Genomic DNA, 14396 nt, shown 5'->3' with positions numbered 1-14396 from the left:
CTTTATTTTATTATTAATGATTACATAAACATGCTTACCACCAAATCGATCAGCTTGATGCCGACGAACGGAGCGATTATCCCTCCTACCCCATAGATGAGCAGGTTGCGGCGAAGCAAGGCGGAGGCCCCGATCGGCTTGTAAGCCACACCGCGCAATGCCAACGGAATCAAAGCCGGGATGATGAGCGCATTGAAAATAACTGCACTGAGTATCGCGCTTTGCGGACTATGCAGGTGCATGATATTCAATGCTGCCAACTGCGGGATAGCGACCATGAACAAAGCCGGCACGATGGCAAAATACTTGGCAACATCGTTCGCGATGCTGAATGTGGTCAGCGTTCCGCGCGTCATCAGTAACTGTTTGCCGATTTCAACGATTTCGATGAGTTTGGTCGGGTCGTTGTCGAGGTCTACCATATTTCCGGCCTCCTTAGCTGCCTGCGTACCGCTGTTCATGGCGACACCGACGTTTGCCTGGGCCAGTGCGGGAGCGTCGTTCGTTCCGTCGCCCATCATGGCGACCAGTTTTCCGGCTTCCTGCTCCTTCTTGATATAGTTCATTTTATCTTCCGGCTTGGCTTCGGCAATGTAGTCGTCTACGCCAGCCTTTTCAGCGATATATTTTGCAGTCAGCGGGTTATCGCCTGTCACCATAACGGTCTTGACACCCATCTTGCGGAGACGTTCGAAACGTTCCTGTATTCCCGGTTTGATAATATCCTGCAACTCAATCACACCGATGATGAAATCATCCTGCGAAACGACCAGCGGCGTCCCTCCGTTGCTGGTAATCTTTTCCACCAGTTCGGCTACTTCTTCCGGATATTTATTTCCGGCAGCCTCGCTCATCCGGCGGATGGCATCGAAAGCTCCTTTGCGGATACGCGTTCCGTCTTTCAAGTCGACGCCGGAACATTTCGTTTCCGCCGTAAATTTAATCATGCGGGAACCCGACGTACTCAGGTCGCGGATGCGGACACCCTTTTCGCGTCCCAGTTCCACGATAGATTTACCCTCAGGCGTTTCGTCGGATAAGGATGCCATCAGGCAAGCCTGAACAAATGCCTGTTCGTCAATCCATTTTACAGGATAGAACTGGGTTGCCTTGCGGTTACCAATCGTGATTGTTCCTGTTTTATCGAGTAACAGCGTGTCGATATCGCCCGCCGTCTCCACAGCCTTGCCGGATTTGGTAATTACATTTGCACGCAAGGCACGGTCCATGCCGGCGATGCCGATAGCAGAAAGCAGTCCGCCGATCGTCGTCGGAATCAGGCAGACGAACAAAGAGATAAAGGCAGCAATCGTAATCTGCGTATTCGAATAGTCTGCCATCGGCTTCAATGTCCCGCAGACAACCACGAACACCAACGTAAAACCTGCCAGCAGGATGGTCAACGCAATCTCATTAGGTGTTTTCTGGCGGGAAGCGCCCTCAACCAGGGCGATCATCTTATCAAGGAAACTTTCGCCCGGCTGCGTAGTCACTTTCACACGTATCTGGTCAGACAAAACTTTCGTACCACCCGTTACCGAACTTTTATCGCCGCCTGCCTCGCGGATGACCGGCGCCGATTCGCCAGTGATGGCACTTTCGTCGATAGAGGCGAGTCCTTCGATAATCTCACCGTCGGAAGGGATGGTATCGCCTGCCTCGCAGATAAAAACATCGCCTTTCTTCAGTTGCGAACTGCTGACTGTCGTGATACTGCCATTCGCACCGATTAGTTTGGCAGGTGTCTCCTCACGGGTTTTCCGTAAGCTGTCTGCCTGCGCTTTGCCGCGTGCTTCGGCTATTGCCTCGGCAAAATTGGCAAAGAGCAAGGTGACAAACAGCACAATGAAAACCAACATATTGTATCCGAACGAACCCTGCGTGTGGTCGCCCGTCGCAGCGGACCAGATGGTAACAAAGAGCATTACGAACGTGACAACCTCCACGATAAACATGATTGGATTCCTGAACATCGTCTTCGGGTTCAGCTTCACGAATGATTGCTTCAAACTTTCTATAACAAGCTCCCTGGGAAACAGGGAAGCGGCTTTATTATTTTTCATAAAATATAGTCATTTGAATATAGATATAGATACTTTTTCTATTTATCTGATTATTAATATATCGAGAAATATTCCGCTATCGGCCCCAGCGTCAGCGCAGGGAAGAAAGACAGGGCGGCAACGATAAAGATTACGCTGAACGTCATCACGGCAAATGTGGCCGTATCTGTCTTCAATGTCCCTGCACTTTCCGGGATATATTTCTTTTGTGCCAGCAGTCCCGCAATGGCAACCTGCCCGACGATTGGGAGATAACGGCTGATAATCAGCGCCAGACCAGTCGTGAAGTTCCAGAAATAGGTATTATCGCCCAATCCTTCAAATCCCGACCCGTTGTTTGCCGAAGCCGACGTATATTCGTAAAGCATCTCGCTGAACCCGTGGAAGCCCGGATTATTCAGCCACCCTCCTTCCGCCTCCACAAAGGCCGGATTATATACCCAATAATAGCATGCCACCGCCGTGCCGATCAGGATAACAAACGGATGAGCCAGCGCCACAATCGTCGCAATCTTCATCTCGCGTGCCTCTACTTTCTTTCCCAGGAACTCAGGCGTGCGCCCGACCATCAACCCGCTGATAAAGACGGCAATAATCAGGAAAGCATAATAATTCATGAATCCCACGCCTACACCGCCGAACCAGGTATTAATCTGCATATTCAACATCTCCATCATCCCCGATAGCGGCATCGTGCTATCGTGCATGCCATTCACCGAACCGTTGGAAGTCACCGTCGTCGTGCAACTCCACAAAGCGGTGGCAGCCGGACCGAGGCGGGTTTCCTTTCCTTCCATGGCACCGGCCTGCTGGTCGATTCCCATCGCCGAAATCATCGGGTTCCCCTTCGTTTCATAGTATGTATTGATGCCGACACTCACGAGGTAGGCAAACAGCATCACCCCGAATATCGAATAGGCGAGTTTCTTCCGTTTCAGATAAAATCCCAATGCAAACACCATCGCCATCGGCAGTATAAGGATGGACCAGCATTCCACCATATTCGTCAGGTAAGTCGGGTTTTCCAACGGATGCGAAGAGTTAACCCCATAGTAACCACCGCCATTCGTTCCCAATTGTTTGATAGGGATGATTGCGGCAGCCGGACCTTGAGAAACAAGTTGTTCCTGTCCTTCCAGCGTCGTCAGCTTCATCTTGCCGTCGAATCCCATCGGCGTACCTTCTATAATCAGGATAAAACCAATCACCAGCGCCAACGGCAGCAGGATACGCGTACAGCTCTTCATCATCAGATTCCAGAAGTTACCGATCGTATGAGTCGATTTCGATGCCATCGCCTTGAATACTCCCGCCAGGGCCGCCATACCCGTTGCCGCCGTAATAAACTGGAAGAGCATGATGACAAACAACTGTGTAAAATAAGTCAACCCGCTCTCGCCGCTGTAATGCTGCAAGTTACAGTTCACCATGAAACTGATACAGGTATTAAACGACAGATGCGACGACTGGCTCGCATTGCCGTCGGGATTCAACGGCAGGTACTGCTGGAAATACAGCAGGAACATTCCCCAGAAAAACCAAAACAGGTTAATGGTCAGCAATGCTTTGAGGAAGCTCTTCCAACTCATTTCCACGTTCGGGTCGATGCCGCACAGTTTAAAAATCCATCTTTCCACCGGGGCCATGAAGTCCAGGCAGGTCTTCTCCCCTTTATAAACTTTTGCAATGTACTTCCCCAGCGGGTAGGCCAGCACGACCATGAGTACTATTTGCGCGATGCTACCTAATAATTCCGTATTCATCTTTTTACCTTCATTATTTGTTTAAAACTTTTCGGGCTTAATCAACACATACATCAGATACCCGAAGATAATCAGGCAGAGTATAAACAATGCTACGAACATATCTCTCCTCCTTCCTTTAAATCTTTTCAAACCAATCTACACACTTGAAAAAAAACCAGTAGCAAAGGCTACCTACCGCACATAAAAAAATAAATGATACAATTTCATTCTCTAACATAGCTTTGTCTTTTAATCGTTTATACAAATCATTTTGCCCTTCTATATGCCAAAGCCGTGCCAAAGCGGAGACAACAACCCATTTAACCTTGTATCACAACTATTTATCAGAAAAACGCTGCGTAACACCGGAAGAGGCAACCCTTCCATTTTGAAAAGGTCAGCCTGTCAAAACGGTAAAGTACACTAAAGCGGAAAGATGAAAAAGAGAGTAGAGATATAAAAATAAAGCCCCGGCTTGTATAGGGCCCGGGGCTTTAAAAAAAGTAAAGGTAGCCTATATCTCACGACATATCTGGCTACAGCAGGTCTCACGACCTAATAACTTAAAATCTAAAAAAATATTATTCGGTAAATTTGTAAGGTACGGTGAACCAGAAACAGGTACCTCTGTCTATTTCCGAATCCACCCATATCCTACCACCTAGCTTATGGACAATCATTTCACATATACTCAGGCCTAAACCGCTTCCCTGAATAAATGTATTCAACTTTGTGAAACGATGGAATATTTCTTTCATCTTATTTTTAGGAATGCCGATACCCGTATCCCTGACAAAAAACTTCAACAGGTTCCCTTTCTGCTCATACTCATACCCGACCGTTATAGACCCGGATTCCGTGAACTTCATGGAATTATTCACCAAATTCTCCAACACCTGTGCCAAACGATGTTTTGCGATGACGATATAGCATTGCGGCAATCCTTTGCTGGCGATAAACTGCACATCTTTATTTCTGTTCCTCATCCGGGCAGACGTCACGATCTCGTCGATAATATGGTTGACAGAAGTCCTCGATTCGTTAAAGTCTAGCGTTTCCGCATCTATCATTGCCAGGTCGAAAATATCGTTAATCAGTTGCAGCAACAGCGCGTTGTTATTTTCGATAATCCCGATATACTCCCGCTTTTCCTCTTCCGTCTCAACGTTAATCAACAAATTTGAGAAACCGATGATTGCATTCAGCGGCGTCCGTATCTCATGGCTCATGTTCGCCAGGAAGGCAGATTTCAGCCGGTTGGCCTCTTCGGCGGCAGTGAGGGCGTCACGCAAGCTCTGTTCCAGCAGTTTTTGTTCCGTGATAGGCATGAAAACGCCGTCGAGGGCAATAACATTCCCTTCGCTGTCGTACTCGACCTCAGCCAGCGTCTCTTCCCATGAGACTTCCTTGTCGTTATAGATATTCAGGTCGCTCAACTGGTATTCGAGATGCCCCCTGCGTATCTCTCCGCTGATTAATCGCCTGAACAACTCCTTCGCCTGATCACGAAAATCGGTATGCACCAGCATCAAAGCCGTTTCCAGCGAGACGTTTTTATCTTCGACCAGCCTCCGGTGTGTCTTTCCGGTCAACGGGTCGTATTCCGTCATCATCTTTTTTACGGAAAATATATCATTCTTTATATCGTAATACCAACAGACCATATTGGCAGCCTCTATCGCTATCGACAGTTTATAATTTACCAGTTCCAGATTTTCGCGGTAATTTTTCAGCTTCGTCACATCGACAAAGAACACATCCACTACATCTTCTTCTTCCGATAGACGGATTATAACTGTATAATAAGATCCGTTTATCAAATATTCACCCCTATGCGTTTCTTTCGTAATCAATATTTCTTGAGAAATATCCAGAAACCGCTCCATTGATCCCAATGAAGTCTGTTCCAGTTGTTCTCTATTTTTATGCAGGATATCTATTTTCGGCAGTACCTTTTCATTAAAAGCTTTATTAACATCGAGCACCAAAAGGTCGGGCGCCTCCCTGTCGCTCCGGATTTTACACCGCAAATATGGGATAGGCATGTTGTCGAATAAATCACGGTATTTAAGAAGCAATTTATATTCGCGGGTCCGCATCTTCGATTTTATATGCCTGATATAGATGATTGTAAGTAGTGCAACAATGATGGAAGCAAGGAAATAGAGGCTGAATATCAGCAGGTCATAATGTTCGATAAAATTCAATGGCTTTTCCAGCATGGAAGAATTTTCAGCACGAAACACATTCCTTCCTATTGCCGGAGAAATATTTATCGCAGAGATGCACCCTGCATATATCTTTCCGGTAAAATATTCCAGTAAAATAAATATACCGATGTTGCGCTTCATAATTTTATTTTAGACCCAAGTTATACCCTTTTAATAAATTCATTGTATTTTCTGTTTCATCTTATCCACATATGAAGAATAGTTGAAAAACATTGCTTTTATATTATCTGCAAAGTTATTGTAATAAATCTATTCTTCAAAGATAATTTGTAATTAAATCCATGAAAACCATTGATTTTTATTGACTATCACAAAAATAGCACATAAAAAACATAATATGGAATATCAAATTCGTATCAAAAATGCAGGCGGAAACCTCGCGGCCTCCGCCTACCCCCCTTATCAATCCTAACCTCCTATTCAATTTCAGGACGGTCGCCACCGCTACTTCCTCCCGATGATGGCGGGCGGGTAGTTCCGGTGCTTGTCTTTCCTCCCTTGCCTGCTCCGAGGCTGTCGGAGATGACGACACGGTAATGATCGATACGCGCGTTCCACCATGCGAACAGTTCGGCGTATTTATCATCTCCTTTGACGAGTGCCAGGGCATTTAGTTTTTCCACCAATGCGTTATAAGCCTTCTCGTAAATGGGACGTGTCATTTCGGTACTTCCTTTTCCGCTCTTTTCGGAGTGTTCTTTCGAGCGTTTCGATGTCAGTTCGGCACAAAGGTCGTTCGCTTTTTTAAGTTCGGCTATCCAGCCGTCCAAACCTAAGAGAGTAGCGTCCGCCTTGTATTTATCGGACGCCAGTTCCTGCAAAAAGTTATTGATGAAACTTGTCTGGTCGTCGAACGAGCGCCGTTGGGCACCGGTAAAAGTATCAGCCAATACGCTCAGACGCAAAGCACCGTCTCGCTTATCCTGATCGAAGTGTCTCAATCCGTTTCTTATTTCTATAAGTATGGCAACATGCAGGTTACCACGCTGTTTGTTACCCGTAGTCATCTGTTCGGTAATAGAACTTTTGGCAACGTTGACAATGCTATCATCGAACGCCTGCAATTTTGCTTTATAATCGGGAAATATATCGGTTATCTCCAGTGTATCGTCGCCTTTGGCTTCGATAGCTGTTTCTATTTCACGACCGAACGTTAGACTTTCGTTGTTCTTCAACCGTGTTTTTGTTCCAAATGTTTGTATTTTAGTCATAAGTATGTGTTTCTATTCTTTTAGTACCTGGTAAAAATATTTTCAATATTTTACAATAACATTACGCTCTAGACACAATCCCCCGATACTTATATCGATGAAACAAAAAACCCTTTAAACTGGTTCGATACTTATATCGGGGGCGCCTTCGTTGTGTAGAAAGCTTTCGATACGAGTATCGAAAGCTTTGGCTGCCGTATGTGTCTCACGACAAAAAATCGGCATATCTAGTATTAAATGATTTGCTTGAAAACAATTTTATCGTTATCTCTAATTTTTATTCTCGCTTCCTCCTTTTGTTTATCAACATCCGGAGGATGTTCAGATTGTCTTTGTTTCATTTTTATTAGATTTAAGTTATGGCCCGTCAAGGGGTCAAATTATATTTACGTTTATATTTATTAACAGCAAAATGACTAGAAAAAACGTTCCTTTTTTCCTGTCATTGCAAAGGAAGGAAAAATAATTAAATAAACAAATATTATTTCAAAAAAAATCAAAGAGAATGATTGATTTTCTTATCATAATGAGCGTTATTTAATCGGATATGATTATTTCTAAAGAAAAACTTAAACGTGACTAGAAAAAAGGAACGATTAATTTAGTCATTCGTACTTAACACTTTTCACGATTGTTTTTCAATAGATACAAGCTGGTTATTCATTTAGGATTTAACATGTTTCAATTGTAAAAATCCCCTATTAGTATATATATTTTTTTATTAATAAAAAATCAATCTTATGAGGATTTCGGTATTGATTGATTTTACAATAAGTTTTCAGTCTTCCTTTTCAAAAAATAGATTCCTTCAAAACGAAATAGCTATCTTTGCATCCAATCAATAAAACTTAGTAGAGAATGGATAAGCAAACGGCCTTTCCGAAAAGACAAATCGTCGATATTGAAACGTGGGAACGGAAAGATAACTTTAATTTCTTCCGGAATTTCCTGAATCCGTGTATCACTATTACCTCCGAAGTGGAATGCACGGCGGCAAAAGAGAAAGCGAAAAAGAACGGGCAGTCCTTCTTTATACATTATTTATACGCCATCTTGCGGGCGGCAAACGAGATTAAGGAGTTGCGCTTCAGAGTGGATAACGAAGGGCAGGTGATGTATTTCGAGACTGTCGATGTCTTATGCCCCATCCGGATGAAGGAGAACGGGAAATTCTTTACGGTCAGGATTCCATGGATAACCGGATTTGAGGACTTCCATCGGGAGGCGCGACGTATCATCGCCTCTATCCCGGAGGACGGAGACCCGTATAATGCCGAAAACCTGTCGTCCGAAGAAAATCGGTACAGTGTTATTCTGGTGAGCGCGACGCCCGACCTTTATTTTACATCGATGACACATACGCAGGAGCGCGAAAGTGGTAGCAGCTACCCGTTACTGAACGTGGGAAAGGCGGTGACGAGGGAAGGAAAACTGGTTATCCCCGTCGCGATCAACGTGCATCACGGGTTTGTGGATGGGGCGCATCTGGCGACGTTCTATCAGAAGGTGGAAAATTATCTGGGATAGTATCCCCTCCCCTCTCGAGAAGGGGGCAGGGGGTGTGTTATAGTTAACTACAACCCGTATTCCTCAATCTTCCTATACAGCGTAGTCAGCCCGATACCCAGCAGGCGGGAAGTTTCGGTTTTATTCCCGTTCGTATATTTCAGGACTTTCTGTATATGCATTTTTTCAACGCCGCTCAGGTCGAACCCGGCATAGGCTTCGTTTGCCGAGGCATTGGGTTGCTGAATGTTCAGGGGCAAGGAATCCGGTGTCAGCACATCGCCATCCGCAATAATCAGGCTGCGTTCCACCACATTCCGGAGTTCGCGGACATTTCCTTTCCAGCCGTATTTTTTCAGCAGGTTGATATAATCGGGCGAAATCGTCTGGATTTCCTTGCCCATCTTTGCCGACAAAGCCGCAACGAACGCCTTCACATGCAACGGAATATCCTCCGACCGTTCCCGTAACGGCGGCAGATGTATCTGGAAAACGGAAAGGCGGTAAAACAAATCTTCGCGGAAATGTCCCTCGGCAATCTCTTTGGAAAGATCGCGGTTGGTGGCGGCAATGACACGGACGTTGACCTTTAGCGGACGTGTATCGCCAATCTTGATGAACTCGCCGGTTTCCAGGATACGCAACAGCTTGGCTTGCAGGTCGAAAGCCATTTCACCGATTTCGTCGAGGAAGATAGTGCCGTTGTCGGCCTCCTCGAAAAGTCCTTTCGTCTCCTTCAAAGCACCCGTGAAAGCGCCGGCTTTATGGCCGAACATCTCGCTCTCCAGCAGGTCGCGGCTGAAAGAAGAGCAGTTGATAGCCACAAAGGCTTTTCCGCTGCGCGAACTGTGTTGGTGGATGGACTGGGCGAAGACTTCCTTTCCGGTGCCTGTCTCGCCTGTCAGCAGCACGGGTACATCGGTTTGCGCCACCTTGCGGGCCAGGGCGATCGCCTCCTGTATGGCAGGCGATTTGCCGACGATGGTGTCGAACGAATATTGCCGGCCGACCGGCGAAACGGCAGCTTTCTCCTGACAGTAGGCGGCGGAGGCTTTCTCCATAGCTTTGGCGATCAGGGGGAGGATTTTATTGTTGTCGTCGCCTTTGGTGATATAATCGAAAGCACCGTTCTTGATGGCTTGCACGCCGTCGGGGATGTTACCGTGGGCGGTCAGCAGGATGATTTCGGAATGGGGACGCAGCTTCTTTAGTTCGCGTACAAGTTCAACGCCGCTGCCGTCGGGCAGGCAGACGTCGCACAGGATGACTTCGGGGGTGTGTTGTTCCAGTTGTTTAAGACCTGCCCGGCAGGTGGACGCCTGGAACACATCGTAACCTTCAAGTCCGATAATACGTGAGAGTAAACCTAAAATCTGCTTTTCGTCGTCAATAATCAGTACTTTTCCCATACTTTCAACAATTCTGTAACGCAGGCAAATGTACGATGATTATTTTTTCCGGCAAGGGGATGCGGGGCAATATGCTGAATTTTATAGCATGCTGATAAGGGCTTGCTTGTTCAGTATCTTCACCTTGTTACGCGAGATGCGGATGAAACCGCTGTCTACGAGCTTATTGATTTCTTTGGAAAGGGCGGGCCGCGTGACGCCGAAATACTCGGCAAGCTGCACCTGGTTGTGCTCCATATCGACCGTGTCTTCGCCCTCTTTCAGATGGTCTATCAGATAATAGATGTAACGGCTGCGGATGCCGCGGAAAGAGAGGACACGCAGGCGGGTCATGGTGCATTTGTTGCAACTGGTGCTGACGCAAAGGAAGTTATGAAGGAGCACGGGCATCGAATGCATCATCTTAAAGAATGAATCTTTGGAAATCTTCATCAGGACGACATCTTCCTCGACCGAGAAGGTGGCGGGGAACTGGTTCTTTTCGGCAAAAACATGCGGAGTGGCAAAGGTGCGCGGGGCTTTGATGACCTCTACCCTGACTTCGCCTCCCGAGACATCGACTACGTCTACGTTCAGTTTGCCTTCGAGCAGAACGTGTATGGCCTGACACGGCGAACCCTGGTGGATAATCGTTTTTCCTTTCGGATGGTTCTCTAGTGTGTATTCCAGATTTTCCAGGAAGTCTTCCTGCATCTTCTGCGTGAAATTCCGGAACAACGGTATTTGAAAGATATCGGTTATATTCATTCAGCATCGATTTAGTGTCGGAAATGTTTCTTACAAAGATAAGAACATTTCCGACACCTGCAAGTTACCACTTGGCAATAAATATTCTCGGGTTGATGTTGATCGACAACCATCCCCAGTCTTGCCAACTATCTTTATTGCCTCCCTTGACGGCTTCCATCGTAGATGTTCCGAGCATCGTGGAGTAACCGGCGGAGAGTTTCACGTCTTTCATAATCTGCCAGTCCACCTGGAGGTCGAGTTCGGAACCCAGTCCGCGGTCGAGGTCTTTGCCTTTAACCGTCACGTCGCTTGTGGTGGAGAAATAATGGTAGGCGAGCGACAGGTCGACTTTTTTCGACGGTTTGAAGGCGAGCTTCACCTGATTGTCCCAAAGTCCCGGATTGAAACCCGGCAAAAACGGGGTGGCATAATAATAATCCATCGCACCGTAGAACTTGTGATGGGTTCCGTATAATGGGTCGAAGGCCGTGTATTTGGCATCCGGACCGTCCGTGTTGTCTGCACCGCTCAGGTAATCGCTGCCGAGGGCAGCGCTCCATTGCGAATTGATTTTATAGGCGGCATTCAAAGCCCAGAGGAAAGCGGAGACGTCACGTTTCTTCGCATTCTTGCCGGACTGGTAATAGAAGGTACCGCCAAAGGTCCAGTCGCCCGGCTGGTAATACAGGTTTGCTCCCATCGTTTGCATGAACTGGGTGTCGGAAACCTTTTCTTTCGGGTCGCCGCCTTCCAGTCCGAGGTTCATGAAAAGGAAAGAGGCTTTAAATTCTTTGCTGCCAATATGCTGGTACCAAAGGGTTTGCATGTTCTTGTAAGGCTGCGCGCCCTCGGCGTAGAAGGTGCCGCCTATTTTAGTTTCGTCGTTCTGGTTAAAGGCGAGGATGAGATGAAGTTTGTTCTGTTTGTTCTCATACCCCAGTTTCAGGGCGTCGTGATAACGGCCGGCGATGTTCCAATCCAGTCCGCCGAGGATACGTTCGTCATCGTAGATGAGCGACTGGCGTCCGAGCTTAGCAAAGAGGCCGTATCCGAAGTCGAGTTGTGCCCAGGCCTCGTTCAGGATGAAACGGCCGTTCTTGTCGATCTGCGGGTCCTGTCCCCAGACGCCTACGTGCTGTGCGGAAAGGCCGATCGAGAGGTTCTGCCGCTCGTAATTCATGGAGAGGCGGGCACGGTTATTGATGAAGCCGGCCGGCTCCTGCCCTTCGCTACGGGGATTTAAAACTCCGTTCCTGTACTCTGCACGCGGACGTATCTGCGCACTCATCGAGAATGTATTCTCTTTATCCTTGGATGTTTCATTTTCGTCTGCTTTCATCCACATCGAGCTTACCAACAGAAGCCCGGAAAAAACAATCACCCGTTTCTTCATATCGTTTATGTTTTAAGTTGATATTTCTTTTTATTTGTTATTCCATATTGTAAACGTGTACGCTGTTGCCTTGTGCCGAAGGCAGATAATTCACGCCGAACCAGCAAACTTGCAGCAAGATAAAAGCGAACACCAATATTCCAAGGGCTGCCCTGTACTGTTTGTTCTTCTGAAACCGGAAGTGTATATACAGCAGATTGCCCAGCCAGGTCGCTGCCGCCCAGGTCTCTTTCGGGTCCCAACTCCAGTAATGCCCCCAGGCTTCTTTCGCCCAGAGCGCCCCGAAAAGCATGCCGATAGTCAGGAAAGCGGTTCCCACATAGACCAAGTTATCGCAGAGATTCATTACACCCGGCTCAATCGCCCTCTTTCGCGACCGGACCAGCAGATAGACGGCCACCACGGTCCCCGCTCCCAGCATCGCATAGGCAAACATATAAACAATCACATGCGGTGCAAACCAGGGACTTTGCAGGGCGGGCATCAGCGTCTTATTATGTATCTCCGGCTTAAACAGGTTGATACAAATAAACACCAGCGACATGACCGTACTGAAAGACAATATCCATTTATAGCGCCAACGAATATAAGTAATGATTCCGGCCACCGGCAGGAAGAAGGAGTACCACAGGCGCGTCTCCCCCATCGTCCGCAACGGCGGTCGTTCCAACGACACCCACATCCCGACAATAAAAGCCATAAAGATAGCCAGGCCGACAACCGTCCACAAAACCACCTGCAACGACTTGCCGGGCCGGTAAGCCGCCATTGCTCCCATGCCCCAGCAGAATACGGCCGGCAAAGCGAAATATATAAAATGATTCCATTCCATACGTTATACTGTTTTTGTGTCATTAACGGCCGCCTGTTCCGGCTTGTTCCCGGGTGCCAGGATGAAGAGGCAGACGGAACCGAGCAACATCATCAGAATGCCGGTATATACCAACGGAAGCCACGGGTCTTTCACCAACTCGAAGATGCTCAGGCGGCTCCATTTCCCTTTTGTTTCGTCGTAGCTTAGCTGGTAAATCTTCCAGCCTCCCATACTTAAAGGCTTATTCACTTCAATCAATGCTTCGACCTGCTCCTTTTCCTTCGTATACACCAAAACCTCGGAGGCGAAGCGTTTCGGTTCGCGTTCCGGCATGACCAGGCTCACCTCCTCATTCAGTTGCAGTGATACGTACGGGAACATGAAACTGCCGCAACTCACCCAACCGCTTTTTTCGACACCGCTTGCCTTATTGCGGGCAGTTACGTATAAGGCGGTTGTCGCCCCTTCGGAATGAAAGGCGACAAAGTTGACCGTGTCCTTTCCGGGGACGCAGGCAGCCATCGGCAACAGGTCGGTTACTTCTATCTCCCAATCCAGCAGGTTGCCGGACAAAGGAGTGGATTCGACCAAGATGTTTTCAGGATTCTTTTCGGGCAACGCTTTACCGTCCGCATTGTCGATAATCAACAACTTCGGAGGATATTCGTCGATTGTAAATGATTTCAGTTCGATGGCTAAAGGCAGTTCCTGCATTTCTCCGGCTTCGTCGGTTGCCCGCCATTCCGGTTCGCCTTGCGGAACCGTCATCCGCAGACGTTGCAAGTCACCATTTCCTAAAATGGCTGCCAGCAACGTAATGAATAATCCGGCATGATTCAGGATAAAAGGAACATCTTTCCATTTAAAACAGCTTATCTTCCGAATCGTCACCAACCCCAATACGGAGAGAAAATAAAGGAACAGCAGCATAAAAGGCCACGAGACCGTCATTTGCATGAAACCTAACCCGGACAGTAGTCCTCCGTGAGTAACCGTTGCGGAGGGAGCCACTTGTCGGGTCAGTCCCATGATGATAACCGAAACCATCCAGGCCGTCAAAGACGTAATACTCGCCGTCAGGCTGTAAAACCACTGCAAGACAGCAGCTTTACGGCTCGCGGCATATATCATTATCAAGAAAAACAGGAACACTCCTCCTGCTATAGCGTTCAGGGGATACCGGAAAAGAGTCGCGTCCACCTTCCCGGTTGTCATTTGCAGAATGACTCCGGTAATGAACAGGCCGATACTTATCGCCCATCCTTCTGCATATCCCCAGGGTTGCTTCCACATAA

General features: G+C 47.4%; 11 protein-coding genes. 1 reads left to right on the top strand and 10 read right to left on the bottom strand.

Going from position 1 to position 14396, the window contains the following annotated elements; genetic code table 11:
* Positions 1-20 precede the first annotated feature (20 nt).
* From kdpB to K6V26_RS02965, 5 genes are all read right to left on the bottom strand, one after another.
* Complete coding sequence (gene kdpB / locus K6V26_RS02985) at positions 21-2063, bottom strand: potassium-transporting ATPase subunit KdpB (protein WP_224264568.1); 2043 nt, start codon at positions 2061-2063, stop codon at positions 21-23.
* Between the two features lie 53 nt (positions 2064-2116).
* Entirely contained in the window at positions 2117-3826 is a 1710-nt protein-coding gene (gene kdpA / locus K6V26_RS02980; RefSeq protein WP_224264567.1) for a potassium-transporting ATPase subunit KdpA, read from the bottom strand.
* Between the two features lie 21 nt (positions 3827-3847).
* The gene (locus K6V26_RS28680; RefSeq protein WP_118318664.1) at positions 3848-3928 is read right to left on the bottom strand and encodes a potassium-transporting ATPase subunit F; all 81 of its coding nucleotides are present in this window, start codon (positions 3926-3928) and stop codon (positions 3848-3850) included.
* Positions 3929-4389: 461 nt separating this feature from the next.
* The gene (locus K6V26_RS02970; protein WP_224264566.1) at positions 4390-6159 is read right to left on the bottom strand and encodes a PAS domain-containing sensor histidine kinase; all 1770 of its coding nucleotides are present in this window, start codon (positions 6157-6159) and stop codon (positions 4390-4392) included.
* 296 nt (positions 6160-6455) lie between these two features.
* Positions 6456-7250, bottom strand: a complete 795-nt coding sequence (locus K6V26_RS02965) for a DUF6261 family protein (protein WP_046147849.1) — start codon at positions 7248-7250, stop codon at positions 6456-6458.
* Between the two features lie 858 nt (positions 7251-8108).
* On the opposite strand from K6V26_RS02965, the gene K6V26_RS02960 reads away from it, so the two are divergent.
* Entirely contained in the window at positions 8109-8777 is a 669-nt protein-coding gene (locus K6V26_RS02960) for a chloramphenicol acetyltransferase (protein WP_224264565.1), read from the top strand.
* 47 nt (positions 8778-8824) lie between these two features.
* Here K6V26_RS02960 and K6V26_RS02955 read toward each other — a convergent pair whose 3' ends face one another.
* From K6V26_RS02955 to K6V26_RS02935, 5 genes are all read right to left on the bottom strand, one after another.
* Entirely contained in the window at positions 8825-10165 is a 1341-nt protein-coding gene (locus K6V26_RS02955; RefSeq protein WP_224264564.1) for a sigma-54-dependent transcriptional regulator, read from the bottom strand.
* 81 nt (positions 10166-10246) lie between these two features.
* Complete coding sequence (locus K6V26_RS02950) at positions 10247-10912, bottom strand: Crp/Fnr family transcriptional regulator (RefSeq protein ID WP_010800213.1); 666 nt, start codon at positions 10910-10912, stop codon at positions 10247-10249.
* 64 nt (positions 10913-10976) lie between these two features.
* The gene (locus K6V26_RS02945) at positions 10977-12287 is read right to left on the bottom strand and encodes an alginate export family protein (protein ID WP_224264563.1); all 1311 of its coding nucleotides are present in this window, start codon (positions 12285-12287) and stop codon (positions 10977-10979) included.
* A gap of 37 nt (positions 12288-12324) precedes the next feature.
* Positions 12325-13119: a cytochrome c biogenesis protein CcsA gene (ccsA, locus tag K6V26_RS02940; protein WP_224264562.1), complete on the bottom strand. Its 795-nt coding sequence runs from the start codon at positions 13117-13119 to the stop codon at positions 12325-12327.
* A 3-nt stretch (positions 13120-13122) separates the two neighbouring features.
* Complete coding sequence (locus K6V26_RS02935) at positions 13123-14394, bottom strand: cytochrome c biogenesis protein ResB (RefSeq protein WP_224264561.1); 1272 nt, start codon at positions 14392-14394, stop codon at positions 13123-13125.
* Positions 14395-14396: the final 2 nt, after the last annotated feature.

It is taken from the genome of Parabacteroides goldsteinii (assembly GCF_020091425.1).
GTDB classification, from domain to species: Bacteria; Bacteroidota; Bacteroidia; order Bacteroidales; family Tannerellaceae; genus Parabacteroides; species Parabacteroides goldsteinii.
This window is presented reverse-complemented; position numbering and strand designations above follow the sequence as displayed.

Excerpts from the sequence above, each read along its gene's own strand:
- kdpB (WP_224264568.1), bottom strand. The coding sequence starts at position 2,063 with ATGAAAAATAATAAAGCCGCTTCCCTGTTTCCCAGGGAGCTTGTTATA.
- K6V26_RS02960 (WP_224264565.1), top strand. The coding sequence starts at position 8,109 with ATGGATAAGCAAACGGCCTTTCCGAAAAGACAAATCGTCGATATTGAA.
- K6V26_RS02965 (WP_046147849.1), bottom strand. The coding sequence starts at position 7,250 with ATGACTAAAATACAAACATTTGGAACAAAAACACGGTTGAAGAACAAC.
- K6V26_RS02955 (WP_224264564.1), bottom strand. The coding sequence starts at position 10,165 with ATGGGAAAAGTACTGATTATTGACGACGAAAAGCAGATTTTAGGTTTA.
- K6V26_RS28680 (WP_118318664.1), bottom strand. The coding sequence starts at position 3,928 with ATGTTCGTAGCATTGTTTATACTCTGCCTGATTATCTTCGGGTATCTG.
- ccsA (WP_224264562.1), bottom strand. The coding sequence starts at position 13,119 with ATGGAATGGAATCATTTTATATATTTCGCTTTGCCGGCCGTATTCTGC.
- K6V26_RS02945 (WP_224264563.1), bottom strand. The coding sequence starts at position 12,287 with ATGAAGAAACGGGTGATTGTTTTTTCCGGGCTTCTGTTGGTAAGCTCG.
- K6V26_RS02935 (WP_224264561.1), bottom strand. The coding sequence starts at position 14,394 with ATGTGGAAGCAACCCTGGGGATATGCAGAAGGATGGGCGATAAGTATC.
- K6V26_RS02970 (WP_224264566.1), bottom strand. The coding sequence starts at position 6,159 with ATGAAGCGCAACATCGGTATATTTATTTTACTGGAATATTTTACCGGA.
- kdpA (WP_224264567.1), bottom strand. The coding sequence starts at position 3,826 with ATGAATACGGAATTATTAGGTAGCATCGCGCAAATAGTACTCATGGTC.
- K6V26_RS02950 (WP_010800213.1), bottom strand. The coding sequence starts at position 10,912 with ATGAATATAACCGATATCTTTCAAATACCGTTGTTCCGGAATTTCACG.